Source organism: Hyphomicrobium methylovorum (genome assembly GCF_013626205.1).
Taxonomy (GTDB): domain Bacteria; phylum Pseudomonadota; class Alphaproteobacteria; order Rhizobiales; family Hyphomicrobiaceae; genus Hyphomicrobium_B; species Hyphomicrobium_B methylovorum.
This window is the reverse complement of record NZ_QHJE01000001.1, coordinates 1,274,910-1,301,102: the sequence shown is the minus strand read 5'-3', so window position 1 is coordinate 1,301,102 and position 26,193 is coordinate 1,274,910. Positions and strand designations below refer to the sequence as shown.

Annotated in this window: 22 protein-coding genes, 1 tRNA gene and 1 pseudogene; 8 read left to right on the top strand and 16 right to left on the bottom strand. The window is 58.5% G+C overall.

Going from position 1 to position 26,193, the window contains the following annotated elements; genetic code table 11:
- Positions 1 to 81: 81 nt before the first annotated feature.
- The 5 genes and pseudogenes from pqqA to DLM45_RS06335 form a co-directional block, all read right to left on the bottom strand.
- Entirely contained in the window at positions 82 to 171 is a 90-nt protein-coding gene (gene pqqA, locus DLM45_RS06360; RefSeq protein WP_181336332.1) for a pyrroloquinoline quinone precursor peptide PqqA, read from the bottom strand.
- Positions 172 to 958: 787 nt separating this feature from the next.
- Complete coding sequence (locus tag DLM45_RS06350) at positions 959 to 1,192, bottom strand: hypothetical protein (RefSeq protein WP_181336331.1); 234 nt, start codon at positions 1,190 to 1,192, stop codon at positions 959 to 961.
- Between the two features lie 8 nt (positions 1,193 to 1,200).
- A pseudogene (locus DLM45_RS06345) lies at positions 1,201 to 2,492 on the bottom strand (DUF892 family protein).
- Between the two features lie 428 nt (positions 2,493 to 2,920).
- Complete coding sequence (locus tag DLM45_RS16385; RefSeq protein ID WP_210269807.1) at positions 2,921 to 3,406, bottom strand: helix-turn-helix transcriptional regulator; 486 nt, start codon at positions 3,404 to 3,406, stop codon at positions 2,921 to 2,923.
- 181 nt (positions 3,407 to 3,587) lie between these two features.
- Positions 3,588 to 3,664 (bottom strand) — tRNA-Met (locus DLM45_RS06335).
- Positions 3,665 to 3,940: 276 nt separating this feature from the next.
- Between DLM45_RS06335 and pabB the strand changes: the two genes are divergently transcribed.
- A complete protein-coding gene (gene pabB / locus DLM45_RS06330) occupies positions 3,941 to 5,845 on the top strand; it encodes an aminodeoxychorismate synthase component I (protein WP_181336330.1) in 1,905 nt (634 codons plus the stop codon).
- On the opposite strand, the gene DLM45_RS06325 is transcribed toward pabB, so the two are convergent.
- From DLM45_RS06325 to DLM45_RS06315, 3 genes are all read right to left on the bottom strand, one after another.
- On the bottom strand, positions 5,816 to 6,058 hold the full coding sequence (locus DLM45_RS06325) for a hypothetical protein (protein ID WP_181336329.1): 243 nt from the start codon (positions 6,056 to 6,058) through the stop codon (positions 5,816 to 5,818). The two genes, pabB and DLM45_RS06325, sit on opposite strands and share 30 nt — an antisense overlap.
- 132 nt (positions 6,059 to 6,190) lie before the next feature.
- Positions 6,191 to 6,367, bottom strand: a complete 177-nt coding sequence (locus DLM45_RS06320; RefSeq protein ID WP_246317191.1) for a hypothetical protein — start codon at positions 6,365 to 6,367, stop codon at positions 6,191 to 6,193.
- 160 nt (positions 6,368 to 6,527) lie between these two features.
- On the bottom strand, positions 6,528 to 8,339 hold the full coding sequence (locus tag DLM45_RS06315) for a hypothetical protein (RefSeq protein ID WP_181336327.1): 1,812 nt from the start codon (positions 8,337 to 8,339) through the stop codon (positions 6,528 to 6,530).
- A gap of 509 nt (positions 8,340 to 8,848) precedes the next feature.
- Here DLM45_RS06315 and DLM45_RS06310 point away from each other — a divergent pair.
- Positions 8,849 to 9,736: an alpha/beta hydrolase gene (locus tag DLM45_RS06310; protein ID WP_181336326.1), complete on the top strand. Its 888-nt coding sequence runs from the start codon at positions 8,849 to 8,851 to the stop codon at positions 9,734 to 9,736.
- Here DLM45_RS06310 and DLM45_RS06305 read toward each other — a convergent pair.
- On the bottom strand, positions 9,705 to 10,406 hold the full coding sequence (locus DLM45_RS06305) for a DUF2147 domain-containing protein (RefSeq protein ID WP_181336325.1): 702 nt from the start codon (positions 10,404 to 10,406) through the stop codon (positions 9,705 to 9,707). The two genes, DLM45_RS06310 and DLM45_RS06305, sit on opposite strands and share 32 nt — an antisense overlap.
- 262 nt (positions 10,407 to 10,668) lie before the next feature.
- On the opposite strand from DLM45_RS06305, the gene DLM45_RS06300 reads away from it, so the two are divergent.
- From DLM45_RS06300 to DLM45_RS06290, 3 genes are read left to right on the top strand one after another with little or no spacing between them, the layout of a single operon-like run.
- Positions 10,669 to 11,799, top strand: coding sequence for an ABC transporter permease (locus DLM45_RS06300; RefSeq protein ID WP_181336324.1), 1,131 nt, complete (start codon positions 10,669 to 10,671; stop codon positions 11,797 to 11,799).
- A complete protein-coding gene (locus DLM45_RS06295) occupies positions 11,796 to 12,548 on the top strand; it encodes an ABC transporter ATP-binding protein (protein ID WP_181336323.1) in 753 nt (250 codons plus the stop codon). Before DLM45_RS06300 ends, DLM45_RS06295 begins: the two co-directional genes overlap by 4 nt.
- A complete protein-coding gene (locus tag DLM45_RS06290) occupies positions 12,541 to 13,650 on the top strand; it encodes an HlyD family secretion protein (protein WP_181336322.1) in 1,110 nt (369 codons plus the stop codon). The genes DLM45_RS06295 and DLM45_RS06290 overlap by 8 nt, the downstream gene beginning before the upstream one ends.
- A 111-nt stretch (positions 13,651 to 13,761) precedes the next feature.
- Here DLM45_RS06290 and DLM45_RS06285 read toward each other — a convergent pair whose 3' ends face one another.
- The 6 genes from DLM45_RS06285 to bcsS all read right to left on the bottom strand — a co-directional run bounded on the left by DLM45_RS06285 (position 13,762) and on the right by bcsS (position 21,555).
- A complete protein-coding gene (locus DLM45_RS06285) occupies positions 13,762 to 14,880 on the bottom strand; it encodes a tellurite resistance TerB family protein (protein ID WP_181336321.1) in 1,119 nt (372 codons plus the stop codon).
- Between the two features lie 92 nt (positions 14,881 to 14,972).
- The gene (locus tag DLM45_RS06280; protein WP_181336320.1) at positions 14,973 to 18,113 is read right to left on the bottom strand and encodes an efflux RND transporter permease subunit; all 3,141 of its coding nucleotides are present in this window, start codon (positions 18,111 to 18,113) and stop codon (positions 14,973 to 14,975) included.
- The gene (locus tag DLM45_RS06275; RefSeq protein ID WP_181336319.1) at positions 18,113 to 19,327 is read right to left on the bottom strand and encodes an efflux RND transporter periplasmic adaptor subunit; all 1,215 of its coding nucleotides are present in this window, start codon (positions 19,325 to 19,327) and stop codon (positions 18,113 to 18,115) included. The genes DLM45_RS06280 and DLM45_RS06275 overlap by 1 nt, the downstream gene beginning before the upstream one ends.
- Entirely contained in the window at positions 19,324 to 19,965 is a 642-nt protein-coding gene (locus DLM45_RS06270; RefSeq protein WP_181336318.1) for a TetR/AcrR family transcriptional regulator, read from the bottom strand. The genes DLM45_RS06275 and DLM45_RS06270 overlap by 4 nt, the downstream gene beginning before the upstream one ends.
- A 434-nt stretch (positions 19,966 to 20,399) precedes the next feature.
- Positions 20,400 to 20,699: a hypothetical protein gene (locus tag DLM45_RS06265; protein WP_246317189.1), complete on the bottom strand. Its 300-nt coding sequence runs from the start codon at positions 20,697 to 20,699 to the stop codon at positions 20,400 to 20,402.
- 73 nt (positions 20,700 to 20,772) lie between these two features.
- On the bottom strand, positions 20,773 to 21,555 hold the full coding sequence (bcsS, locus tag DLM45_RS06260; protein WP_425485230.1) for a cellulose biosynthesis protein BcsS: 783 nt from the start codon (positions 21,553 to 21,555) through the stop codon (positions 20,773 to 20,775).
- A 494-nt stretch (positions 21,556 to 22,049) separates the two neighbouring features.
- On the opposite strand from bcsS, the gene DLM45_RS06255 reads away from it, so the two are divergent.
- Complete coding sequence (locus DLM45_RS06255) at positions 22,050 to 22,358, top strand: hypothetical protein (RefSeq protein ID WP_246317185.1); 309 nt, start codon at positions 22,050 to 22,052, stop codon at positions 22,356 to 22,358.
- 77 nt (positions 22,359 to 22,435) lie between these two features.
- Here DLM45_RS06255 and DLM45_RS06250 read toward each other — a convergent pair whose 3' ends face one another.
- Positions 22,436 to 22,975: an invasion associated locus B family protein gene (locus tag DLM45_RS06250; RefSeq protein ID WP_181336315.1), complete on the bottom strand. Its 540-nt coding sequence runs from the start codon at positions 22,973 to 22,975 to the stop codon at positions 22,436 to 22,438.
- 449 nt (positions 22,976 to 23,424) lie between these two features.
- Here DLM45_RS06250 and coxB point away from each other — a divergent pair, with 449 nt between their 5' ends.
- Positions 23,425 to 24,405, top strand: a complete 981-nt coding sequence (gene coxB / locus DLM45_RS06245) for a cytochrome c oxidase subunit II (RefSeq protein WP_181336314.1) — start codon at positions 23,425 to 23,427, stop codon at positions 24,403 to 24,405.
- A gap of 87 nt (positions 24,406 to 24,492) precedes the next feature.
- Complete coding sequence (gene ctaD / locus DLM45_RS06240) at positions 24,493 to 26,118, top strand: cytochrome c oxidase subunit I (protein ID WP_181336313.1); 1,626 nt, start codon at positions 24,493 to 24,495, stop codon at positions 26,116 to 26,118.
- The last annotated feature ends 75 nt before the right edge of the window (positions 26,119 to 26,193 follow it).

Here is a 26,193-nt window from a genome sequence, read left to right as displayed (position 1 = left end):
GCCGTTTCCATCGAACGCGGCACTATAAAACCGTGGCGACGACACGCGCCGTCACGGTTTCTCGAACACGATCTAATCAGCTCAGATCAAGTCAATTTCGGCTGGCAAGTACGACGTTGCTTCGAGCCCAACTTCCTGCTCGCGAACTTCTGGTTTGCTCCAAGCTTTCATTGTGTCCTCCATGAACTGTATGAAATGCTTCACTACCAAAAGATACATATGACGTGTATCTATAACGTTCAATTCCCAATAGCGTGATGGGCATCTCAATTTGCGGCGGGAGTTGGGGGGAGCATTCGGTGAGCGTTATGGGCATGCTGGCAAGTTCTGCAATGACCTGTCGCTAGCGCCGCTCGGGCATTCGTTTGTGCGCGATGGTGAGGGTGGAATGTTTGGCGTTTCGCTCAAGAGGCGCACCCGCTGAAGTTTATCGCGCGCTTCGGCGGTGAGATGATTGCTGCGCAGGATAGAACGAAGTGGCCGGGGAAGGTGAAGCGGGGGATAACGTGACCTTAGTTTAAGTGCTGCCGCTTGGTTGCTTGGCTTGTTAATAGATTTCTTTTCTTCCGCAATCTTCTTGATAAAAGTCTCGGATCATTCCTTGAAGTACGCGACGCGAAAGGGTGGCGCTCGCCTTTGGGCTTAGGTCCCTAATTGCGCAAGCCTCATAGTGTCATCTGCCAAAATCGCGGGGACGCTATCAGGTTTGGTGTTTCGCGAACGACGCTGGTTTTAAGCGAAACACTCTGATGGATTTTCGAGAGCAAAAACCGCTGGACCACCAAAGTTGCTGTTTCCAAATGTAGCTTCGCTTTCGCACAAACTCGTTCGTTAACTCCGCTGCGTAGCGGATTGATCGGTCACTACTGCGCCGCAGCCTGCGAAAGCACGCCATGCTTCTTGGCAAACTCCGCGAACGACGCGATGATCGAAGAAATGAGTCACGCGATCACCTCTTCTAGAACTTCTCGCGGTGCACTCGCTTTCCAACGATTTGCGTTGGCTCTGTCAGCACCTTATCCACCAATTCTGCGAAAGCCGTGACCGTGCCATTCTCGTCTCCAACACCGAATATAGCCGCGCAGCGATCGAAGCGGCTCGCCGTGTCAGCTTCGTTGCGTGCCTCGTTCCATGCGACCAATTTGGCCTTCGCACGGCTAATGTAATCGCCTGGCGTTTCGTCGGCTTGCATTATGGCCCTCAGTTCGCTATGCCCCACCCTCTATTATAAACTGCCTCGCCAGATGCAGTTGAAGGTAGGATTGGCGGCCTGGCCAACTGGTTAAGAAGCTGATCTGCGTTCTCTTCCTCCGAAAGGGAGCGCTGCAACAGGTGAGCGACAGCCGTTTCCTTCAACTGCTGGGCAAGATCGCGCGCCGTTTTATATCCTGCGATCTCATAGTGCTCTACTTTTTGGCCCATGCCAATAAGCGCCAAATCCATGCCTGAGGGCTTTTTTTGATATTCAGTCATGATTTCATCGCCTTCGTCTAACAACCCGATCATACCCTTACAGGTTTTCGCCCGTGCAGGAGCCTTCAACAGCTTGCAACATTCTCCCAGACGTTCGACTTGGACTTCCGTCTCTTGCAAATGTTGATTGAAGAGCATCGTTAATTGTTCCGACTGCGCAGCCTTTGCCATCTTCGGCAGCGCCTTTACGAGCTGCTTCTCAGCATGCAAGAGATCGCGAACCTGTTCGATTAGGAGCGTTCGCACTGTATCGGGATTATCTGCATCTGACGCTTCGGTCTTCATTTCCGTCGATATCTTCGATCCCTCGGAATAACCATTCATCACCGGGCTTTCGAGGAATTCCCAGTCCCCGCCTTCATTCCAAGGTCCGCGAGCGTCGATCTCGCCGCGTTCTCCGTCGCCAGTTGACGTGTTGAGGTATTGATTGACCAACCTCGCTGTTGGGGCAACCTGCCCCACAGAAAACCGGGGTTTCTCTAAGCTGTCGAGAGCAGCCGCGAACGCCTTCATATGGGTTATTTCGCGGCTCATTAAAAATTGGAGCGCATCTTTAGTGCCTACGTCGTCACAGAAATTGATCAAACGCTCGTAAACGATTTTCGCCCGCGCTTCGGCAGCAATGTTGCTGCGAAAATCGACGTCCAACTCTCCCGTGATCTTCAGATAATCGGCAGTCCAGGCATTGCCCATTGAGTTATAAAGATTTACGCCGCCGCCACCAGCGATCGCAATCAAGGGATCAGCTTCCGCTGCGTCCCGGCCAAACTTCATCGGCGCGAGGTGCAGACGCGCTAGAGTGCCGACGACTTCAAGATGGCTCAGTTCTTCGGTCCCGATGTCCATCAAAAGGTCTTGCGAGCAGGGTCTTCGCAGTTTATTCCCTGTACGGAATATTGCATGGCAGCCGCGAGCTCGCCATTGGCGCCCCCGAACTGTTCAAGTAGCATGTTTCCAAATTTTGGATCCGGTTCTTCGACGCGGACCGTGTACATGAGCTTTTTGACGTGGTGATACATGAGAAATACCCTGGTCTGGCGCTAATCGCTGTCATGCCAACATGCGGCGACCGGCGAGGTTCCTCGGTTTCGCAGGGAGGGGCGGACCAAGATTTTCGGCTGATGGCAGTCCCAAACCGAGCCACTGTCGCGTTCCAACTCAACTCGACAAACTCATACCGGAACAGGTGTAGTACCTACCGGCGAGACTGGTTGCTCGCAGAGATGTCCATACATCTTATTGATTGATGGATCGAATTTTTTCCTGAGCGCAGCGCCGTGTGCTTGGCCATCGGTATAGAATGAAAGGAACCAGCCGGCGTTTTGGGGGCTACCCACGCATCGACACGTGCGCGAAAGGGGGTGCCCTTTTCCCTATTGGCTGGCGCTCGCCATCTCGCGTCGTCTCGGGGCCTGAGGATGGCGAGCGGTGCGAGGCGAGGCGCGAGCTACTGGCGAGGGCGGCGCCGTTGTTCGTTCAGCGCTTCGATCCACGCCTTCACATCGCGTGCGAGCCAGCCCTTCGCCCGTTCTCCGATGCGCAAGTGCTTGGGGAAGCGGCCATCGCTGATCATGCGCTTGATGGTCGAATGCGAAAGGCCGGTGAGGCGCACGACGTCATCTACTCGCAGCATCGTGTCGTCGGCGGGCTCGGGTAAAGGCGCAACGTGCTCGGTCGCGCTGTCGGCCACAGCCTCGCCGCTACTGGCAGGCAGATCACCGAACACTTCAACCCAGCGTTCCACAAGACAACCGAACTCGCGCCGCGTCAGCTTCTTGCCGTCGAAGTTCTTACCGCTCTTCCACATGGCGATCAGATCGTAAGCGTCCGCATCACCGAAGTATGCCGCGCTCGGTGCGTTGTCGTGCTCTTCGCGCTGGGCCTTCCATTGGTCTGCAAGCGACTTCGCTTTTCCAATTGTAGCCCGCGCCATGTACACGCCTCCCATAAGAGCGAGAGCCAAGTGTCGGTGATTTGCTGAAGTTCACGAAGAGGGCTTCGGACAGGCTTTGAGCTGATCTTTTGCCACGGATTCGCCACGGCGCAGATTTTCCGCCTTGTCGCCAAGCGGATGCAACTCGCTAAAAATAACTTACTTTATTGGCTTTTGAGTTTGGTTGCGGGGGCTGGATTTGAACCAACGACCTTCAGGTTATGAGCCTGACGAGCTACCGGGCTGCTCCACCCCGCGTCACCTGGACCGACGCTGAAGCGTTCGGCCCGTCCGGATAAGCAAGGCCGCTCGTCTCCGAGCGGCCCAAGTCGCGGCTATAGCATAATTCGAGCGCGTGGGAACCCCTCGTGACAGTTTTTCTGTACGGTTGTCACGGAACTGCGGAGAGATCGCGCGGTCATCTGCAAACGTGACGCAGCCGTCGCCGCGTTAGGCCATAAGCACGACGCTCTGCGGGCTGCTTCCGACGACCGTTTAAGTGGCAATCGCGCGGCAGTCGGGCTAGAAGCAGGCATGCCAACCTCATCGAATGATTTCAGTGGCCGCGCGTCACTAGGCGCAAGCCCCAGTACCCCGAACCGCTCCAGAAGCGCGACACCCGCGCTGGCCGAGGGATTCGTTCTGCTCGACAACAGCACGAGCCTCGAAGCGGTGTCCGAATTGTTCGAGCATCCGGTCGAGATCGTTCGCGCGGATACGCCGGCCGAAGTCGATGCCGCGGTGGCTTCGCTGACAGCCGGTCTCGCGCGCGGTCTCCACGCCGCGGGTTTCTTCTCATATGAACTGGGCTACCTGCTGGAGCCGCGCCTCGCGTCGCTTTTGCCGGCGAACCGCAAAGTGCCGCTTCTCTGGTTCGGCTTGTATTCGTCACCGCGCGGACTGCGCGGCTCGGAAGTCCAGGCATGGCTGAACGACGAGGCGATCGGCACGCCGACACTCGGCGAACTGGCCCATAGCTGGGACAGCGGCTCATACTTGAAGCGCTTCGCCGAAGTTCAAAACAACATCAGAAGCGGCGACATCTATCAGCTGAACCTGACGTTCAAGGCGAAGTTCAAGCTCGCGGGCTCGCCGCTGGCGCTCTATCGCGATCTCCGCCTGAAGCAGCGCGTTCTTTACGCCGGACTGGTCGACACGGGCGACGTTACGATTCTTTCGGCTTCGCCCGAGCTCTTCATCAAGCAGAGCGGCACCGAGATTGAAACGCGCCCGATGAAAGGCACCGCGCCGAGAGCCGGTACGCAAGAGGCGGACGCAGAAGTTCGCCGTGCGCTTTCGAAGGACATCAAGAACCGCGCCGAAAATCTGATGATTGTCGATTTGATGCGCAACGATCTCGGGCGCATCGCCGAACTCGGATCGGTTTCCGTCACCGATCTGTTCACGGTCGAAACCTTCAAGACGCTGCATCAGATGACGTCCGGAGTGCGTGCCGATCTCAAATCCGGCATCGGCCTCGCCGATATCCTGAAAGCGATTTTCCCGCCGGGCTCCGTTACGGGCGCGCCAAAAATTCGCGCCATGGAATTGATCCGCGAACTCGAAACCGAAGCGCGCGGAATCTACTGCGGCGCGATCGGCCGCTTTTCGCCGGACGGCCGCGGCCTCTTCAACGTTGCGATCCGCACCGCGGTGATCGACCGCAAGGGCGCCGGAGAGATGGGAATCGGCTCAGGTATTGTTGCCGATTCCGACGGCGTCAAAGAGTACGCCGAGTGCTTGTTGAAGATGAAGTTTCTGACCGACCCGGTGCGCCGCTTCGATTTGATCGAGACGATGCTTCATGAGCCCGGAGCAGGGATCTGGCTGCGCGGCTACCATCTCGCGCGTCTTGCGGCATCGGCAACGTATTTCGGTTTCGTGTTCGATGCCGAGCGAGTGAACGATGCGATCGATCGTGCTGTCGCTGAAAATCCGAACGAGCGGCTCCGTGTTCGCTTGCTGCTCGATGAGGACGGCGGGCTAACGGTAACGGCGACGCCACAACCGGCAACGCCGCCGGACAGCGTAATGCGCTACGTTATCTCGGATAGCCGAGTGAACAGCACCGATCTGTTTTTGTATCACAAGTCCACGCGCCGCGATCTCTACGATCGGGAATGGAAGCACTTCTCGGAAACGCTCGGCGCCGACGAGGTGATCTATCTCAATGAGAATGGCGAGCTGACCGAAGGCAGTCGCACAACGATCTTCCTGGAGCGCGACGGCAAGCTGCTGACGCCACGTCTTGCGGCGGGTGTGTTGCCCGGCACGTTGCGCGCGGCGCTTTTGGATGACGGCAAGGCAGTCGAAGCCAAGCTGACCGTGCAGGACCTGAATGGCCCGGGGAATATCTATCTGGGGAATTCGGTGCGCGGCCTCATGCGCGCTGAGCCGCTGGTGCCGCGCTTAGCGGTTGACGACCGGAACGAGGTCTAAACCGGGGCCCTGCCGCTGCGAATGCACTGGCGCAAATTCCAACGTAGGGTCTAACGAAACCGGCCCCAGTGTCTTCACTGCGGTCTGTGTCGTTTCCCGCGCGGTAAGCGCCAGCGCCGCCAGCCCCGCAAGCGTAAGCGCAACGGCAGCCATGATGGCCTTCGATGAATGGCGCGCGCGCCGGGCAAATGTCTGAGGCATTTCGCTGGTCATTGTCTGATCGATAGAGAGCCCTATGATGCCGCTCCATTCCGCCGGTTGCCGCGCGACACGAGCGCACATCGTCGAACATGATCTCGCCGAATTCCAACACCGACGGTGGGCAACACCCCGAACACGTCGCGCTTACATTCCGCGAACCATGCAGCCCAGCATCAGGATGAGGTACGAGGCAAGCAGCGCCCAGGCTTCATTGCCCGTCAGACCTGGAATATTCGCGCCGAACCATTGAGACATCAAAACGACGACGGTCAAGATAACCGAGATCATGAACGTTACGATGCCCGGTGCTTTCAAACCCATATCCCGAACTCCCTCCTCACTACGAAGTCGAATAGCCATGTTCGCCCCCCACGTTGGCTCAGCGGATCGTCCGCTGATGGCGAATCCTTATAGCAGGCAGGCTGCGCCGAGGGACAAGCACTGCTGCTTTGTATGTGGAAAGTTCGCCGCTGACTGAGGCTCAACTGCCTACGGCGGGTTCGCCAGATCGCCGCTTCGGCCGGAACAGGCGTGCAAACCACAGCAGGATGATGAGCGCGAAAAATCCAAGCACCGCCAAAGCCTTCGGATGTTTGTCCCAAAGCAAAAGCGGTTCGACGCGGCCATCCCAGACAAGCTGTGCATCGTTGAAGAATGGTCGGGGAGAAAACCCCTTCGCCGGGGTCAGCATCATGTCAGCAGCGGCCGTCTGATCCTGGCTGGCGATAATTCTCTCCCGAACCGACTGGGAGGCCAGCACCTGCATTTTCGCCGGGCTTTCAGCCACTGCCTTCAGCACGCGATCGCGAGGCTGCGGCTTCAAGCCGTCGAGATAACCCGCGAGAGATCGCAGCTCGTCCTCGGAAAGCGTTCGCAAAAGCGAATTGAGGTCGTTGGTGTCCAGCCGGAAAAGAGCGTCCCGCGCCGTAGGAGGTAAACTCGCGATCTTAATGATGGTCGCCCGATCGTTAAGCGCGAGAATGCGATCGAGAGAGGATTTCGTCAGATCCTTGGCCGACATGCGTCGATGCAACTCATATCCGAGAACTTTGCTCAGCCGGTCACCCGCGAGCGACGTCCAGTCGAGCGCAGCCGAGATCGATTTCGTGTCGCGCGCGATCTCTAGCCCGTCCGCAGGCATGAGATGAACCGCGCGATTGAGAGATCCGTCATGAAGGCGCTGGACGATGGCGCCTTCGCCCTCCGACGCGACAAGTATGGAAACGACCTCGTCGAGGCGCGTCAGGGCCTGCGGGTCCAGTCCGTCGAGGAAGGTTCGAAATTCGCCGTTCTCGTCTGCGATTTTGAGAACCAGAGCATGTGCGCGCCGGAACGTCTGCCAGACATTGACCACCTGATCGGCAGCGGCCGAGGCAATCTCCTTCACGTGCTCCTGCATCTGGCTGCCCAGCATCGTCGCCAGTTCGTCTTGCACCTTCTCCTTCGTCGCGGGTGCCTTCATTTCGGTGGCGATGATCGGCAAGACGCCATTGCGGAAATCCCAGAGGTCTTTGGCGATCAGAACCAGCCCAACGCCTCCGGCAACCACGGAAACAAGACGGGAAAGGATGCTGCCGAGGATCCGCTGACCAACGCGCTGGGCCAGGTTGGCGAGCTGACGGCGCACGATCAGGATCGTTGCTCCAGCGAGGCCGCTGCTAGACTTCTCCAGCATAGAGCCAGCGGAGATATCGCCCGAACCAGTGTTCGGATTGAGCTTAACATCCTTGCTGGCGTCACCGGCGAGCGCCCCAGCAACCGCTCCGCCATAGCGCGGCCCCACGAACGCCTGCAGGCATTGCAGCAATGAGCTGGTTGCGTCCGTGCTTGCGAATTCGATGCTCTTGCCGACTTCCTTGGCAACGCCCGTCGCCAAATCTTCGATTGCCGATTTCACGGCATCGGAGTGATAGACGCGCTCGGCAACCATCGTCGCGAGTTGTTGCGACTTTTCCGTATCCGCGAGCGACTTGAGCCGTTCTGTCCAGCTTGTCTCGTTCGTCACTTCTGCAACGGCGATGTCGACCCGGGTATCGATGACCTGATCGAGATTTCGTATGCGCCACTGTTCAGCGACCAATGCTCGGTAGTCGATGGACTTGGTGCCGTTCGTGATCGCGTCGGCAACGATTGTCGTTACGGCCGCCTTGAGGCCTGCATCGTCGCGCGCCTGGCACGCTTCGTAGTCACCACGGCTGATGGGCGCCGCCAGCACCGCCGCGATGGGCAGTTGGCTCGAGAGGAGAGCAGCGAGACTGAGGACAGTGATCGGAAAGCGCAGCGCAAAGGTCACGTCGACGGGATCCGCATGGATAGCATTCGGCGCATCCGAATTTTCACGCTGATTATAACGTGACGATTACGGACGAACAGTGGCTGGCATTGTCAGTCCACCGCTACGCCTTGCGGGGTGCGCTCTTGCGGGCGCGGCGCGTTGTTACATTCAATTGTCGCAACGAATTCTTCCGTAAGGAGTAGGTCTTAGACCTATCGCCTTCGGATGAAGGCGCATGTGCCGCACGGGAAAACCCAGCTCTTGCCGCATTGCAACATCATGTAAAAAGTTCGCGCCGTATCGACGCTGTTGGCATCAGGATATCGTTTACCAATCCGCCTTATGCCGGTTTCGAAAGGTATGGCGTTTTCAGCAGGTTCGTAATAACTTTCGAAAACTATTTCTTAGGTAGGGATTGTTCTGAGAGGTTCTGAAGCTTACGGCGCCGCGACAAAGTTGCGTTGGCATCCTTAGCCACTGCGTCGTAAAGAACGTTCGAATTTCATTAGAGCAAGTGCACGTAGGTAATGAAAATCAAAGAACAATTTCAGTGCCCTCGTGGCAGCGTATTTATCCGTGGGGGATCAACTGGCGTTTTGCTGGTGCACTCGCTCGGTGGCTCGCCATTAGAGATGAAGTCTGTGGCTCACGCCCTCTCCCGCAAGGGATTGACGGTGTATTGCCCCGTAGTGCCCGGTCTGACTTTCGGCACGGACGTTTCCGGTCTTTCCACTTGGCAGGATTGGTATGCGTCGGTTTCGAAGGCTTTCGATGACCTGAAAGGCATGTGCGATAACGTCATCATCGGCGGCGCATCTGCAGGTTCGATTTTGGCGCTGCGCCTCGCCGCTTATCGCCAAGATCAGATTTCCGGACTTATGCTCTACGCACCGACGCTCTCGGTAAACGGCTGGGCAATTCCTAAGATCATTCGCCTCTTCCACCTCGTCACCGACAAGTGGACAGCGCGACTCTTCAAATTCCGCACACCTGCGCCGTATGGCATCAAGGATGAGCGCATCCGCAACTTCGCTCTCGAAGCGATGCGTGGCAGCGACAACCTTCCCGCCGACATCACGATGCGCGGTGGCGGTACGGTCTATGAGTTCTTCTCACTCGTGAGAAATGTCCGGCCGATGCTCCGGCTGGTGAAGCTCCACACGCTGATCTTCCATCCGCGCCACGACGATCAGAGCGACATCAAGAATACGATGGCACTCCAGCGCAAGCTCGGCGGCATGGTGGAAGTCTCAGTGCTCGACGACAGCTATCACCTCGTGATGCTGGACCGTCAGCGCGGCTATGTCGTTGATCGCACGGTTGAATTCGTCGATCGCATCCTTGCCGCCCAGGCTCAGAATGCGGGTCGCAAAGATGTTGCTTCTAGTTCGAAGCAACTGGGGGCGGCTGAGTAGCCGCCTTCTGAGCGTCCTTCTTCACTTTGCTTTTTTGCCCGGCTGCCGAAGCGGATTCGCTCGCGCCGGGCTTTTTCTTGGCCGCTGCCTGGTTGTGAGCCTTGGGCGCTGCCGCGCTCTTGCCCGCGCCATCGGGAAGACCCGCGGCCTGTTCATCGCACGAAGGCAGATCGTCCGGAGCGCGAGTCCACATGAAAGACTTGCCGAGGAAACGCATGCCCTTATAGCCCGTTACCTTCAGCTTATCCGGAGCAACGAGTTCCATCGCGACGCTGTAAGACTTGCCTTCCTTGGGGTCATAGACCCAACCGTCGTCAAAGCCGCCTTCAGCGAGCTGCTTAAGATCGCCGATAACGGGCAGTCCGCAGATCGTCCGCTTGCGCATGGACGGCTCAGGATTGTGCTGGTCGGTCAAAGGCGCGCCCTTCGCGTTGCGCGTCTCTTTAAGCCAATAGATCTTCCCGCAAAGCGTGGTCGGCGTGCAGACCTCGATTTTAACCGCGCCCTTGCCGGTATCGTCGTACCAGACACCCACTTCGCGAGGGTCTGCCAAGCCGGGGGTGGCGGATATAGCTAGGCCCGCGGCAATGGCCGCTGAGCGAAGCAGAGAGCGCGAAACGCCTTTATCGATCGAACGCATGACAAATAACCGCAGATCAGAAATTGACATGACGCACCCCTAGATCCCGAAAACGGCCAAACATTGGAGCCAATTATTAAACATGTCGCTAAGACGCGATCAGGATCATCACCAGATTACTTTGCCGCAGCAGATTTAAGGCAGACCGCGTTATTCTGCGTCCTCCACGGGAGGTAGTAGAAGTTCTAGTTTAGAGCTATACGAACTCACGTTCCCGGCGCCGTCACCTATGCAGCATTGCTGGGAAGGTTGACCCCGCCCAACCCGCACAACAACGAGATTCGGCAGACCAATGGTTTTCACTCTCGCTCTCCGCAATTTGCTGCATGACCGAGTGCGTCTTGCCGTTACGCTGATTGGTATTCTTTTTTCGATCGTGCTCGTTGCAGTTCAGCTTGGCCTGTACCTGGGTTCGAGCCGAATGATAACGGCGAACATCGCCCACTCCAACGCCGACCTTATCGTTACAACTTATGGCGCAAAGAGCTTCGAGGACGGCGGTGTTCTGCTCACGGATCGTGAGCGTCATCAGGCGTTGGCGACACCGGGCGTTCGTTCCGTAGTGCCGCTGGTGGTTGCATTCGCGGAGTGGCGTAAGCCCTCGGGAGGCTCGTCGCGCGTCGTGCTCGTTGGTGCCGATGCTGACGATCAGGGTTTGGTGCCGTGGTCTCTGTCTGAAGGCACTCTTGAAGACATCAAATCACCCGATGCGATTGCGGTCGACCGGAGCTACCTCGGCGAACTCGGCGTGCATGGCATCGGAGACACCGCGCAAGCCGCCGAAGGTCGCGTCAAGATCCGCGCCCTGACGGAAGGCATCCGCTCATTCACGCAATCGCCTTACGCCTATACGACATTGAACCGCGCTCGCCAGTTGCTCGGCGCGCCGGAAGACCGGTCGACGTTCCTGCTCGTGAAGCTCGCGCCCGGCGCCAACATCCAGAGCGTCAAAACCGATCTCTCGCATCGCCTCGATTCAGCGGATGTTTTGACGAAGGACGAATTTGAGAGCCGCAGCTTGACGCAATGGCTGTTCAGAACGGGTGCCGGCTTGGCGCTGATTGGCGGCGCCATCCTGGGCAGCCTCGTCGGAACCGTCATCGTCGCTCAGACGCTCTATTCGAGCACGAAGGACCATATTCACGAGTTCGCGACTTTGCGCGCTCTCGGGTCCTCGAAAGCCTATATTCATAAGGTGATCCTGGCCCAGGCCGGGCTCAGCGCCTTGATTGGTTACGTTTTAGGAATGTCAATCGCGCTAGTCATACTCTACGCGAGTAAGAATTCGTCGTTGCCGCTCGTGATGACGCCAGGGCTCGCGTTCTGGTTGTTCGCATTGACGCTGTTCATGTGTGCCATCTCTGCGCTTTCGGCCATCGTGAAAGTCACAAAAATAGATCCGGCTACGGTATTTTCCAGATGACAATCACTCCCGCGCTACGCGCCGAAAACATCGTCAAAGAGCTCGGCTCCGGGGCTGGCTTGGTGGTCGCCGTCAAAGGCGTATCGCTTGATTTGGTCCCCGGCGAGTTGACCCTGCTGATGGGTCCGTCGGGCTCCGGCAAAACCACGCTTCTGTCGATCCTTGGCTGCATCCTGAAGCCGACATCGGGGTCGATCAAAATCGCCGGTGAATCGATCGAAGGCCTGTCCGCTGAGGCGCTCGCCAAGGTTCGCCGCGATCACATCGGGTTCATCTTCCAGTCTTACAATCTGTTTCCGACGCTCAACGCTCTCGAGAACGTGCGCATCGCTCTCGACGTCCGTGGCGTCAAAGGCTTCGCCGCAACAAGCCGTTCTGAAGAAGTTTTGCGCGAAGTCGGTCTCGGACATCGTCTCACGAACTACCCGCGTAATCTGTCCGGCGGTGAACAGCAGCGTGTCGCGGTTGCGCGCGCTATCGCGAGTTCACCCTCGATCGTGCTCGCGGACGAACCGACGGCTGCTCTCGACAGTGAGAACGGCCACGCGGTCATGGCGCTCCTGGCGCGCATCGCCAAGGAGCAAGGCCGAAGCGTATTGGCCGTCACGCACGACCCACGAACGCTGGGTTATGCGGATCGCGTCGTGCGCATCGAAGACGGCAAGATCGTCGGCGAGGAACGCCGACCCGAGGGCATCGATTCCCCGGAAATTACGGATTTGACCAAGAGGCGAAAGCTGCATGCTTAAGAAAATTGATCCCGCGATCTCGACCGTACTGCTGGGAACAGCGATCGCGGTCGCCATCGGCTTCGGATTCCAGCTGATCGAAAACCGCGGCTCGCTGAGCGATTTGGCGGGCTCAGCGCACGCCGATACGCCCGCTCCGGTTGCCCAATGGGCAGCCTCCGCCACGGGCCGCGTCGAACCGAAAAACGGTGAAGTCCGCATCGCTGGCGAAGTCGGCGGCAAGATCGTCGAAGTGCTCGCGAAGACGAACGATCAGGTCAAGAAGGGCGACTTGCTTTTGCGCCTCGATGACCAGGATTACTACGCCAAGCTTCATGCCGCGGCCGCTGAAGAAAGCGTGCGCGAACGTGAGCGCAGCGAAGAGCAGGTCACGGGCCTCGCACAGGATCGTCGCAACGCTGAAGACGCGGTAGCCAAAGCCCATCGCGAAGTCTTTGCGGCTTGGGAAGCGTTCGACGCTGCGTATCGCGCTGAGAAGAACGCGAACGGTACCAGCGAGGCGGTGGAAACTGCGCGCGATAACGTCACGAAAAAGGAAGACGCGCTGAAAGCGGCGCATGACAAGCTAGCCGCGATCAACGCCAAGCCCGACATGCCGCTGCAGCAGCGGCTGGAAGCCTCTCTTGCGCTTGCACGCGCCGATCTGACGTCGGCAGAGCTGGCTCTTGAGCGCACGCGCATCCGCGCACCGGCTGATGGAACGGTGTTGAACACGCTTGCTCGTGTTGGTGAAACGGCCGCGCCGTCGCCAGAGAGCGCAGCAGTCGTGTTTGGCGATATGTCATCGCTTCGTCTCCGCGCTGAAGTCGAAGAGCGCGATGCGGGCAAGGTTCACGTGGGCCAGCGCGTCGTCGTCAAGGCTGATGCCTTCCCGGATCAGACGTTCGACGGAACTGTCACGTCGATTTCGCAGTCGCTTGGCGCGCCGCGCATTGCAACCCGTGGCCCGCGTCGCCCGAACGACGTCGAGGTCGTTGAGGTGATGGTATCTCTTGATGGCCACCCGCCGCTCTTTACCGGCATGCGTGTCGACACGTTCTTCAAGCTCGACAGCAATCAGAAGTCGTCTGACGCCTCTGCGGCGACATCGAAGACGAACTGATCGGAATTCCGGATACGGATATGAGAAAGGCGCCCGTTGTGGGCGCCTTTTTTGTTTCTTCGTAACGCGACCCCGCACTCAACGAGGAAATCGCCGTAAGACCCCAGAGGTCTAAGCCGCGGCCTGCGCCGTTGCATCGACGTGCGCGGCAAGCTTCGGATCGATGTTGAGCGCACGCGCGAGTTCCGCCAGGAAGTTCTGTTCGGCGGGCGACTTATCCGCGACGGCAATCCGCGCAGCCGTGTAAAGCTGAATAGCTTCTTGGGGGGAGGCGACCGACGCGGCCAACTCTTGAACGGAACGCGGGTTGTTGAGTTCCTGCGCGAGAAAAGCTTCGGCCTCACCGCCAATTCCGGATTCGCCGAAGCTCGCGACGAGCTTGTCATGTTCGGCGGCATCGATGCGTCCGTCCGCAGCGGCGGCAGCAATCATCGCTTGGATGTAGTGAACAGCCGCATCGTTGGTGACGGCAGCAGCTTCAAACCCGGAGCCGGCTGGCGGCGCAACCGTTGCCGTGGCGCCGGTGATGAGCGGCTTGCCTGCCTGGTAATTCTGCATTGCCTTGTAAGCGAGCCCACCGATCATCGCGAGTGCGCCAAGTCGTGCAGCGCTCGAAGCAAGCGATCGCCCAGTCTGCGTGCCGAGTATCAGTCCGCCAAGACCGCCAGCCGCAGCGCCAGCACCAAACGGGCTATTGCGCACGGCATTCTTCAATTGCTCTAGAACCTGCGCTGCCTGCGGGTCAGAGGCAATCCTTCCGAGAGCGTCGCTCGCGCCAGTTGCTTGACCGGCGTGCGCAGCGCCCTCTCCGACACCTTGCACCGCCTGCGAGAAGATCTTGCCGAGAATGTCGGTGATGCTGCCGCCGTCGGTAACGGAACCGCCTGCCTGCCCAAGCTTGTCTTTAATCTGCGCCAGGATATCGCCGAGTTCCGGCGTCCCGCCATCTTGAGCAGAGCCGGTGGAACTGGAGGCAGGGCGTCCGGCAGTCTCGCCTGAGGACGGCTGGCCGAACTGACGGGCAAGATCGCCGAGGATGTCACCAAGACCTTTGCTGTTTCCGTTTCCGCCTTCAGTACCGCCAGCCGGTGAGCCGCTGGACGGCTGGGAAAGACTTCGACCGATCTCGCTCAGAATATCGCCGAGACCGCCGCCTCCGCCTCCCTGGTTCTGCTGGGCTGGAGCAGCCCCGCGCACGATACTTTCGAGAATTGATTTCGCGTCGAACATGGCGTTCATCCTTGGGTTAAGTGCCCGCGCACGAACGTAGTGACGAGCAGCGCCTCGTACAATTCTCCAATCGGCAAATGGGTTCGAAATTATTACGAGGTGACCGGAGGTGCGGGCTTTCCGGCAGCCGGTTCGGCTTCGCGTGCCTTATGGACAGCAGGGTTCTCTTCGCCCGGCTCATCGCGCGGCCCGATAAAGCGGCCGAAGATCCGCTCCATCAACCATCCGAAATCGTCCATTACGGTAAAGAACGAGGGGACGAACACGAGCGACAGCAGCGTCGAGACCAGAAGGCCGCCGATCACCGCAATGGCCATCGGCGCACGGAATTCGCCGCCGTCACCAAATGCAAGGGCGCTGGGAAGCATGCCGGCCGCCATCGCGAGCGTTGTCATGATGATCGGACGAGCGCGCTTGCGACCGGCATCAATGATGGCCTCGCGCCGGTCGACGCCAGCCGCAATTTCTTCAATCGCAAAGTCGACGAGCATGATCGCGTTCTTCGTCACGATACCCATCAGCATCAGCAACCCGATGTAAACGGGCATGCTGATCGAATTGTCGGTGAGCAACAGGCTGACCACCACGCCGCCGAACGAAAGCGGCAGCGACAGCAAAATGGTGATCGGTTGAAACACGCTGCCGAACAACAGGATCAGCAATCCAAGAACGATCAGAATGCCGGTTCCCATGGCCGTCATGAAGCCATTGGCCACTTCGTCCTGCACTTCCGCGTCACCCGAGGGCTGCAGCGTCACGGTCGCGGGCAGCTTTTGATCTTCGATCACCTTGAGAAACTTTTCGCGCGCAACGCTCATCGGAACGCCCCGATCGAGATCGACGCCGACAACGGCGCGCCGCAGCCGGTCGAAACGTTCGATCGACGCAGGCCCGCTTCCAAGGCTGACGGTCGCGACAGCGGTCAGCGGAATGGCTTTGCCCGAAGCATTGGTGACGCGGAGTTGTTCGATGCGCTTGAGCTGCGTGCGCATGCGTTCTTCAAGCTGCACGCGGATTGGAATCTGCCGGTCGCCGAGCGTGTATTTAGCCAGATTGAATTCCGCATCTCCGATCGTCGCGACGCGAATGGTTTCGGCAATCTGATCGGGCGCTACACCAAGGCGCGCAGCTTCGTCGAGACGCGGGATGATCTGAATTTCAGGCCGCTCGGTGGAGCCGGAGGCCGCGACGTTGCGGAAACCCGGAATCTCGCGCAAGCCAACTTCGACTTTGCCGATCGCCGCGTTCAAGTCATCGCCGTTGCGTGACAGCATCGAGAATGAGAGTTCGCGCTCACCCCGGTCGTTGATGTACCAGGCGCGACTATCGGGAACGTCGCCCAGCTTCGCCGCAATGATCGTGCTGAGCTGCTTCTGCGTAATCTTCCGCTCATTCTTCGGCGTCAGCTGTACGAATACTGACGCGCGCCGCACATCCAATTGTCCCGTGGGACTGGTTCCGCCGAGCACGAAGACCTGATGCACCTCGGGGATTGAACGCAGAATGCGCGCCATCTCATCGGTTTTGATACGCGTATCATCGAGCTTCGTGCCTGGTGGAAATTCAACAGCCACGACAATGCGCGCCGTGTCTTCATCCGGAAGGAAGCCGGTGGGAAGCAGCGACGTCGCGTAGATGGCAGTGGAAAACAGTGCGACGCCGGAGACGAGCGTCAGGTAGCGCCAATTCAATGTCGCTTCGAGAAACCGCGTATAGAAGCGCATCAGCCAGCCATCGACATGCGGCTTCTCTGGAATAGGACGCATGAGATAAGCGGCCATCATCGGCGTAATGAGCCGCGCGACCAGAAGCGATATCAACACGGCAACGGCAACGGTCATGCCGAACTGCCGGAAGTACTGTCCTGCAATGCCGCCCATGAACGAAACCGGCGCAAAGATCGCGACGATCGTCAGCGTAATCGCGATCACAGCCAGACCGATTTCGTCCGCCGCTTCAAGGGCCGCGCGATATGGCGACTTACCCTGGTGCATGTGGCGCACGATGTTCTCGATCTCGACGATCGCATCGTCCACGAGTATGCCTGTGGCGAGGGTTATTCCAAGCAGGCTGACGAGGTTCAGGGAAAATCCCATCGCGCTCATTGCCCAAAACGTCGGTATCGCCGCGAGTGGCAAGGCGATCGCCGAAATCAGCGTTGCGCGCCAGTTTCGCAAGAAAACGAACACGACAATCACGGCGAGCACGGCGCCTTCGATCAGCGCTTCCATCGCGGCAACATAGTTGCCGCGCGTATAGGCCACCGCATCGTCGATGAGAGTGATGTTTACGTTCGGGTACGCCGCTTGGAGTTCTTTAAGCGAAGCGTCAACGGCATCAGCAACCGAGAGCTCGCTCGTTCCTTTGGTTCGAAACACGGAGAACGAAACGACAGGCTGGCTATCGAGACGACTGAACGAGCGCTGCTCGCTGGCGTCGTCGATGACTTGTCCGAGATCCTTGAGGCGAACTTCGCGCCCGCCCGGAAGCATGATCTTCGCATCAGCAAGCACCTGCACACGCCGCGCACCGGCCAGAATGCGGATCGCCTGTTCCTGTCCGCCAACCTCGCCTCGGCCGGAGCCAAGATCGACGTTTGTTGAACGGACTTGCCGGTTCACCTCGGCCGCGGTGATACCGTAAGCCAGCAGCTTATCGGGATTGAGATTGACGCGAATTTCGCGATCGACACCGCCATAGCGCTCGACGCGGCCCACGCCCTTCGTCGCCTGCATCCGGCGCTTGATGACGTCGTCCACGTGCCACGACAACTCTTCCAGCGTCATTCCGGGCGACGTCGCCGCGTACGTCAGGATCGGCTGTCCTTCGACGTCAATCCTCTCGATGATGGGTTCATCGATCGTCCGCGGAAGATTTGCGCGCACTTTTGCAATCGCATCTTTGACGTCATTCAAAGCGCGATCGGTGTTGGTCTCCAGGCGAAATTCAATGATCGTCGATGACGTGCCGTCGGTCAGCGTCGACGTGATGTGCTTCACGCCCGTGATATTGGCGACCGAGTCTTCGACGATCTTTGTGACTTGCGTTTCGAGTTCGGCAGGAGCCGCGCCGGATTGCGTGACAATGACGGAAACGAGCGGAATATCGATGTTCGGAAACCGGGTCACCGGCATCTGCATGAAGCTCAACGTGCCAAGCAGCATCAGCACGGCGAACAGAACGATCGCCGGAACAGGACGCCGGATGGACCATGCAGAAACGTTGATCCGCATTAGCGAGCCTCGCTTAGCGCCGGCTCAGGAACGATCGGACGCACCATATCGCCGTCGCGTAGGAACGTGCCCGCGCGCGTCACGACAAGGTCGCCCTCCGAAAGGCCTTGGGTGATTTCGACCAGATCGCCGGTTATCAACCCGGCTGTTACGAAACGCTTCTGAACCTTCTTGTCTTTGACCACCTGAACCGAAACCGTACCGTGCTCGAAATTGACGGCAGACGTCGGAACCGCGATGCCGCGGCTGCGCGCCGTTTCAATCTGGCCATGAGCATACGATCCGATGCGAATCTGAGGGTTCGCGCCAAGGAAAATCCTCACGCGGCCGAGACGCGTCGTCTTATCGATTTCTGGCGAAACGAGCCGCACGCGCCCTTCAAAATCGCCGATCTGCGGAACGGTGACGATCGCCTTCTGGCCGACCTTCACGTTCTTCATTTCCGTCTCAACGATTTCCGCATCGAGTTCGATCTCGCCGTTCTCGATGACGCGGAACATCGGCTCACCGACAGCAGACGCCATCGCACCGATGCGGGCCGTTCGGCGGCTGATGATGCCATCCTTAGGCGCGGTGACGTCGGTGTTATTCCGCCGCCACAACATTTCCCGGCCCTGAGCTTCGACCTGGGCTTTCTCAGCTTTGGCAGCGGTAAGTCCGTCGCGAGCAGCGATCACTTGGGAGGCGGTCGTACGCGCGGCGCTTTCGCGCTGGTCGTATGTCGATCCCGAAAGATAGCCCGATTTCTTCAGGGGCTCCGCGCGTTCGAGTTGTGCGGCCGCTTCCTTTGCTTGCGCTTCAGCCTGTGCGATCTGGCTTTCGGCCTGGGCGATGGCAGCGGTTGCGCGCGCGAGATTGGCGGTGTTCTGCGCGAGCTGTGCATTCAGCTGTTCCGCAACGAGCCGGGCGAGCACTTGGCCTTTCTTGACCTTGTCGCCTTCATCAGCGAGCAATTCGAGAACGCGCAAACCCTCAACCTCGGGCGAAACGAGGATCTCTTCGCGCGGTATCAGCGAACCTGAGACGATTGCCGTTTGAACGAACTCCTCCATCTTCGCTTTTGAAACGGTGATGGCAGGTTCCACGACGGGTTTCGCAGCTTCAAGCCGTGCAGCCTGCACCTCTGCATTCCGTTTGTTCTCGATGAACATGTACAAGCCGCCCGTTCCGGCGGCGATCAAGAACAAGAGCACGAAAAATTTCGTCCAAGTCATACGCGCGCCTCGTGCGTTTTGGCGGATTGGCTGCGCGGGGCGCGCTCTACCGGATTCAGAAGACTGCCGATCATCTGGATCATCACCGGCAAAATGGCGCGCATATCGACATTGGGCTCGATGGCTCGGCGCCAAAACAATCCGTCGCCAAGGACGCTCAAGACTTTCGCCAACCTCGGAATATCGATGGTTGGCGCAATTCTTTTCTCATCCTTCATGCGTTGAAACAGCGCTTCGAAACTTTCGCTGCAATACTTGTCGACCTTCATGAAGATGTCGGCGATGCGTGGGTTGCGTGTCGCTTCAACACCCATCTCCATCGCAAAGCGTTGCCGCTCCGGAGATTCATCGATGAAGTAGTGTTCGCCGATTGCGGAAAGCGCTTCCAGCAAGTCAGGCGCATTTGCAAGCACGGCGAAGCGCTCAGCGAATTCCGCCCGGTCGCGTTCGCACAGCCCCTCGATCAACGCTTCTTTGCTATTGAAGTAGACATAAAGCGATCCAGGGCTAATCCCTGCCTCCCGGCAAATGGACTGCATCGTCGTCGCGTGAAATCCGCCTCTGGAAAAGCAGGTCAGCGCTGCGTCGAGAATTTTTTCTCGTCTCGCACGCTGCGTATCGGGCCTCAGTCTCGGCATCACCCAGCCTCGTCTCGGGTTCCCAAAAAGAATCGACGTTCTGTTTGTCGAAGGATTGTGAACTCGTCAAGGCGAATAGATGTTCGTTTTGGAGAATCCGCTGTTCCTCAGGGAACAAGGGTAAATATCGTATGAGAGTGCCTAAGACGGTGCCGAGGAGAAGGAGCGATGGGACCCGCAGCCCAATACTCCTTCACCTCCGCCAGCACGCAACTGGGCGGGCTTTTGAGCGACAGGCGCACCGTAGCCAACCGCGTCGAGTCAATGCGAATGACTAGTGTGCAATATCGCCGGGGAGATGATTGGGTCGCGCATGCGAACTTGCAAGACAATCACTGTAACTCGCCGTGCTTTCAAAGCGAATTGACCGTGAGGTGTGCCAGAAAAGCACATACAACATGCGTCCGCTGTGAGCGAACGAGAACGCCCTGCAATCAGGGCAGGCAAGGCGTTCCAACGAACGTGCAAACAGTTCCCGAGCCGCCGCTCATGCAGTTTTCCTCGGTATTCTGCGCGCGGGCCCAATTGGAATAATCGGGGCCGAGGCCGGGCATCGTTCTGACTTTCTGGCGCCAGTGAGCCCGTGTCTTGACCTTGGCCAGCCACTCGTATCGCGACTGCTCTCCGCGCGCGGTCACTTGGAAGTCAGCGCATGCGCCCGCGTTTGCAGCATGGGAAACGAACATCGGCGCCAGAAACGCCAAGGCGAAAAAAAGAGCCGGGGCCGGTGCCATTCTCATGCACATCCTCGTCCAGTTTCGTGCGCGTCGGAACGCGCGGCTGTGTCAAAGAACTGGCACGGTGCAGCTAGAATTGGAAGAGCACGTTCAGTGTTCCGTAGGGCGAGCTATCGTCTTGTTGCCAATCGCTTACACGCGTCGCGACACCGCCTGCCAACGAGACCTCCCCGCCTGCCCATTCATAACGGATGAATGCACCAGCCCGGCCATTCCAAATGCCCTCTCCTGTCTCGATGTTTTTGTCGTATCGAAGCTCAGGACCGATGGAGAGATAGGGAAGCAGCCGATAGCCTGCTCTCCAACGCGCGGACGTCTCATCCCGCGCAGTTGAATAGCTGGCGTCGACTGCGGTGTAGGCGTGCTCACCGAGATTGAGCCAGAGTTCGACAGCCCCTATCGCACCGAACTTGGTGCCGTCGCTGGCATGAAGCGTTTCGCTGTTCTTATGGCTCTGGGTCGACATCGCCGCGCCGACGAACGTCTTCGCAATCAAGTCCCCGAGACGAAAGTGATAGCCAACCAGCGCATGGGCATACGAATGGGCCACGCTGTAACGTTTTGCGATCCGGCCATCCTCGCTGCAAGCATCGCCAACGGTCGCATCTCCGCAAGGCGCGCGCGGCGTCATGGCGGTGTAGTCGTAGTGTCCGTATCCGCCCGAGAGCCGCAGACGAATGCCGTTCGAGTGGGCATCCGGGCTCCACGGGGCAACCGTCATGCCGGAATAAAACATCCACTGATCGCGGGCCGCGTCCACGCCCGCCCAAGTCTCACGCCAGCCAAGGGCACTTTCAGTTGTTTCCGGCTGAGGGAGAGAGCTCTGAGCGAAGGACAATCCAGAAAAAAGCACGCTGGCGCCGCTCGCGACGACGGCGCGAACAACCAAACCCCAATGGTTGGTTCCCCGGAACGCACTCACAACAGCTACTCAACCGACTAATTCCTCTCCTGTGATAAGCTCAGTTGAACAATCGTCAAGAACGATTAACCACCTGCTATAATTGAGTATTTGTGAGATTTACACGCTCTGCGAGAGGTTGTGCGCCAACAGCGTGTAAGCCAACGACGGCAAGCCATTGAGTATTTCGACACAATCCGCACGGAGCTGTGAGGTGCGACGGTTGCACCTTCGTGCTATCTCAAAGCACATTCATCCGAGGTTCAAATGTAATGAGGTTTGAACCCAGGTGCCTGGCACAGTTCGAGGGCGTTGTGTGTAGCGGGAAGGGTTGCGAGATGGCGTATAATGCCGAAACTTCGCATAGTAATACTTCACTGTACTATTCTTACTTTCAGATTCTGTTCGATACCGTTGATACCACTGCGTATTTCTGGCAACCGCTAATGCGTGCTGTCGGTACAAGTCAGATGGAAATTGCAGGACTGCAGGCGCGTCAGGCTCAGGCGCTTATGCGCTGGACTCACGAAATCATGCGCCCGGCGCCATCGCCGATGCACCACTTCAACGCGTGCGCCGAGCTTTGGACGATGATGATCGGAAACTGCGCAGAGGTTGCGCCGCGTGTGGCGGCAGCCGGTGGCTCGGTGGCTGCACCGGTGGTCAAATTGCCGGTGAAGCGCTCGCGCGATCGTCTCGTGCTGTTGGAGCGAGACGAGCAGACGGGCGAAACATACGAGCGCAAGGTCGCCTGACAATCTGAACGTATGAAGCGCAATCTGAACGCCCGAAACTCAGGAATCGGCTGAGCCGCGCTGCGTGTGCGGCCAACTCACTTGAGGTCGCCAAGTGCCTCTGCGAAGCCCTTAAGCGAAATCGGAATCCCGATGCCCGCTTCCTCAGTCTGGAAGATGATGAAAATCGCCGTTTTTCCGGTCTTGAGCTGCTCAATCAGCGGATCTTCGACAACGACCTGAGCATAGCAAGCGAAGCTATGGCAGCGCAGAAACGGCGCATGCCCAACGTCCTTGTCATCGATCTTTAGGCCGAGGCCCGGCGGCAGAAGCACGCCGAGCGGAGCGAATACGCGCAGAACGCGCGTGCCATTCGAGAAGCGCTGGAAGTAGACCGTCAGCCCGATATTGTTTTTGTCCTCGGCCGTGACGCTTTGCACGAGCGCGCAAACGCCGTTCTTCGCGCCAGCCGGCGGATCCTTGCAGACGACCTGCCAATCCCCATGCTGCGCTTTGACCGTCCCTTCCGGCGCATCGACGGCGTTGGCAGGCATCGCGAACGCCATCATGCTCGCAACTGCGAACACCAGCACAAGCCCTGCCAAGAATAGTCGGGTCGCCCACGACTCGGCGCCCATCGCAGGGAAGCCTGTGTCTGTCAGGAGGTGGTCGTTTCGGCGTCGAATGAGCGAATGCAAACGGATGTCCTTGCGTTCCAGATACCGCGTTAGCGACGAGAATTGCCACCAACGATCCGCCGCTTCGTCATCCAGGATTTCGGCCGAATTCTGTTCTGCGCGACACGGGGCAGTCCCGAGAGGAATGCGATTCGCTCAAAGTACCCAACCTCTTTTAGCGTATAAATGACGCACAAACTTGACTTGAGTTCATTGGAGCGGTTGTGCTCTGTGTCGTGCTGCCTTAGCAGGTGAGATTGAAGCCGGCGTGGCTTCGTCGTACGCGGGCGCTCCTGGTCGGGAAAACCGGGCAAAAAAACGGGGACGACGCGCAGCCGAGCGCGCAATTTGTGAATGGGAGACGGTCGCGGCGTGTTCAGCGCTGGGCGACGCGAACTGGGAGCGAACGAATGTTTAAGAGGTTGCTTGGCGCCGTTCTGGGATTGACGGCTGCCTGCTCGGCCATGGCTTTTGTCGGTCTTGCACCGGCGCTCGCAGGCTTTGGTCATCCAACCGACGGCGAGCTTGGTCTGCAAGGCGCGGCCACTCCCCTCATGGAAGAACTGACCCACGTCCACGACACCGTAAATTACATCATCATTTCGATCGCGGTCTTCGTCATCATTCTGATGGGATACGTGATGTTCCGCTTCAGCGCGAAGAACAATCCGACCCCGTCGCGCACCACGCATCACACCGGCCTCGAAGTCGCCTGGACGATCGTTCCGATCCTGATCCTGGTCGGCATCTCGATCCCTTCATTCCACCTCCTGTTCAATCAGTACGCCTTTCCGAAGCCGGACCTGACCGTGAAGGTCACGGGCAACTCCTGGTTCTGGGATACGGAATACCTCGACCAGAACATCTCGATCACGTCCAACATCATCAACGATGAAGACCTCATCCGCGCCAAGGTTGGTGACGAAGCATACGATCAGAAATATGGCGCACTTGAGGGCGCACGGTTGCACGCCGCTCTGTATACGGACTCTCTGCCGCTCTGGGCTGAGACCCACAAGCGCCGTCGTCTTTCCGTCGATCAGGAAATCGCCGTTCCGGTCAACAAGAACGTCCACGTTCTCGTAACCTCGAGCGACGTCATCCACTCTTGGACCGTGCCGTCGTTCGGCGTGAAGATGCAGGCCGTCCCTGGCCGTACGTCGGCCGTATGGTTCCGTGCAACGAGAATTGGCACCTATACGGGTCAGTGCTCGGTTCTTTGCGGCAAGCTGCATTCTGCGATGCCGATCGTCGTTCGTGTCGTAGATCAGACCGTGTACGACGCCTGGCTGGCCGCGATGCAGGGCAAGGACAAGAAGAAGGCTCAGAAGATTCTTGACGACGACGTCGCGAGCCGCGGCGATCAATCCAACGTCGCCTCTGCGCAGTAATTAGTCGTGACGAGCGGCGACAAGCTGCTCGCCTCGCTTCATCGACCAATAAGAACTGAGAAGCTTTCGGGACAAGGGCATTAGGAAATGGGAAGCACTGCACACACGGCCGACGGTGGTCACGACCACGCGCCGACATTCTTTAGGCGATGGTTCCTTTCGACGAACCACAAAGACATCGGCACGATGTACTTGCTGTTCTCAATCTTTGCGGGCTGCATCGGCGCCGGTCTGTCCATCGCGATGCGCTTGGAACTTCAGGAGCCTGGGCTTCAGTTCTTCTCAAACGAAGGCGTCTTTAACGCGTTCGTTTCCGCGCACGGCATGATCATGGTCTTCTTTGTCGTCATGCCTGCCATGATCGGCGGCTTCGGCAACTGGTTTGTGCCGATCATGATCGGTGCGCCTGACATGGCGTTCCCGCGCATGAACAACATCTCCTTCTGGCTGTTGGTTTCTGCCTTCGCTCTGATGCTTATGTCGCTGTTCGTTCCCGGCACGGCAGACGCTGATGGTGCAGGTGCTGGCTGGATCTTGGTCGCGCCGCTTGCAGGCAAGATTGGTCATCCCGGACCCGCAGTCGACTTTGCAATTCTGTCGGTCCATTTGGCCGGTGCTGCGTCGATCCTTGGTGCGATCAACTTCATCACCACGATCTTCAACATGCGCGCACCCGGCATGACGCTGCACAAGATGCCGCTGTTCGTCTGGGCCGAACTCGTCACCGCCTTCATGCTTTTGCTGTCGCTTCCGGTTCTCGCTGGCGCGATCACCATGCTGCTGACGGATCGTAATTTCGGAACGACCTTCTATGATCCCGCAGGCGGCGGCGACCCGCTGCTCTACGCCCATCTTTTCTGGTTCTTCGGCCATCCCGAAGTTTACATTCTCGTTCTGCCGGGCTTCGGCATCGTCAGCCACATCGTTTCGACGTTCTCGCGGAAGCCGGTGTTCGGTTACCTCGGCATGGCCTACGCCATGGTTGCGATCGGCCTCGTCGGCTTCATCGTCTGGGCTCACCACATGTACACGGCAGGTCTGAGCGTCGATACGCAGGCTTACTTCATGTTCGCGACAATGGTGATCGCCGTACCAACGGGCGTGAAGGTATTCTCCTGGATCGCCACCATGTGGGGCGGCTCGCTTGAATACCGCGTTCCGATGTTGTGGGCGCTGGGCTTCATCGTGCTCTTCACCGTCGGCGGCGTGACGGGCGTTATGTGCGCCAACGCAGGCGTCGACCGCGCACTGCACAACACGTACTACGTCGTTGCACACTTCCACTACGTGCTCTCGCTCGGCGCTGTCTTCTCGATCTTCGCAGGCTGGTACTACTGGTTCCCGAAGATGAGCGGCTACATGTACAATGAGACGCTGGGCAAGCTGCACTTCTGGTTGACGTTCATCGGCGCCAACGTCCTGTTCTTCCCGCAGCACTTCCTTGGCCTGTCGGGCATGCCGCGCCACTACGCTGACTACCCGGAAGGGTTTGCGTACTGGAACCGCATCTCGTCGTACGGCTCCTACATCACGGCTGCAGGCTTGCTCGTGTTCCTGTTTGCGATGTTCTACGCCTACTTCATCCGTAAGGAGAAGGCTGCGGACAATCCGTGGGGTCCTGGCGCAACGACGCTGGAATGGACGCTGCCGTCGCCGCCAGCTTTCCATAGCTTCGAGAAGCTTCCGCGCATCGCGGCCGCTGATCATCACTGATCCGCGAAGTAACCCACAGGGTCGGCGGGCCTCGTCCGCCGACCCTGATCGAAATTCGACATCAACCAATTAGGC

What these genes read in the sequence shown, in the direction of transcription:
- pqqA (WP_181336332.1), bottom strand. Translation starts at nt 171, where the DNA reads ATGAAAGCTTGGAGCAAACCAGAAGTTCGCGAGCAGGAAGTTGGGCTC.
- DLM45_RS06350 (WP_181336331.1), bottom strand. Translation starts at nt 1,192, where the DNA reads ATGCAAGCCGACGAAACGCCAGGCGATTACATTAGCCGTGCGAAGGCC.
- DLM45_RS16385 (WP_210269807.1), bottom strand. Translation starts at nt 3,406, where the DNA reads ATGGCGCGGGCTACAATTGGAAAAGCGAAGTCGCTTGCAGACCAATGG.
- pabB (WP_181336330.1), top strand. Translation starts at nt 3,941, where the DNA reads ATGCCAACCTCATCGAATGATTTCAGTGGCCGCGCGTCACTAGGCGCA.
- DLM45_RS06325 (WP_181336329.1), bottom strand. Translation starts at nt 6,058, where the DNA reads ATGACCAGCGAAATGCCTCAGACATTTGCCCGGCGCGCGCGCCATTCA.
- DLM45_RS06320 (WP_246317191.1), bottom strand. Translation starts at nt 6,367, where the DNA reads ATGGGTTTGAAAGCACCGGGCATCGTAACGTTCATGATCTCGGTTATC.
- DLM45_RS06310 (WP_181336326.1), top strand. Translation starts at nt 8,849, where the DNA reads ATGAAAATCAAAGAACAATTTCAGTGCCCTCGTGGCAGCGTATTTATC.
- DLM45_RS06305 (WP_181336325.1), bottom strand. Translation starts at nt 10,406, where the DNA reads ATGTCAATTTCTGATCTGCGGTTATTTGTCATGCGTTCGATCGATAAA.
- DLM45_RS06300 (WP_181336324.1), top strand. Translation starts at nt 10,669, where the DNA reads ATGGTTTTCACTCTCGCTCTCCGCAATTTGCTGCATGACCGAGTGCGT.
- DLM45_RS06295 (WP_181336323.1), top strand. Translation starts at nt 11,796, where the DNA reads ATGACAATCACTCCCGCGCTACGCGCCGAAAACATCGTCAAAGAGCTC.
- DLM45_RS06290 (WP_181336322.1), top strand. Translation starts at nt 12,541, where the DNA reads ATGCTTAAGAAAATTGATCCCGCGATCTCGACCGTACTGCTGGGAACA.
- DLM45_RS06285 (WP_181336321.1), bottom strand. Translation starts at nt 14,880, where the DNA reads ATGTTCGACGCGAAATCAATTCTCGAAAGTATCGTGCGCGGGGCTGCT.
- DLM45_RS06280 (WP_181336320.1), bottom strand. Translation starts at nt 18,113, where the DNA reads ATGCGGATCAACGTTTCTGCATGGTCCATCCGGCGTCCTGTTCCGGCG.
- DLM45_RS06275 (WP_181336319.1), bottom strand. Translation starts at nt 19,327, where the DNA reads ATGACTTGGACGAAATTTTTCGTGCTCTTGTTCTTGATCGCCGCCGGA.
- DLM45_RS06270 (WP_181336318.1), bottom strand. Translation starts at nt 19,965, where the DNA reads ATGCCGAGACTGAGGCCCGATACGCAGCGTGCGAGACGAGAAAAAATT.
- DLM45_RS06265 (WP_246317189.1), bottom strand. Translation starts at nt 20,699, where the DNA reads ATGGCACCGGCCCCGGCTCTTTTTTTCGCCTTGGCGTTTCTGGCGCCG.
- DLM45_RS06255 (WP_246317185.1), top strand. Translation starts at nt 22,050, where the DNA reads ATGCGTGCTGTCGGTACAAGTCAGATGGAAATTGCAGGACTGCAGGCG.
- DLM45_RS06250 (WP_181336315.1), bottom strand. Translation starts at nt 22,975, where the DNA reads ATGGGCGCCGAGTCGTGGGCGACCCGACTATTCTTGGCAGGGCTTGTG.
- coxB (WP_181336314.1), top strand. Translation starts at nt 23,425, where the DNA reads ATGTTTAAGAGGTTGCTTGGCGCCGTTCTGGGATTGACGGCTGCCTGC.
- ctaD (WP_181336313.1), top strand. Translation starts at nt 24,493, where the DNA reads ATGGGAAGCACTGCACACACGGCCGACGGTGGTCACGACCACGCGCCG.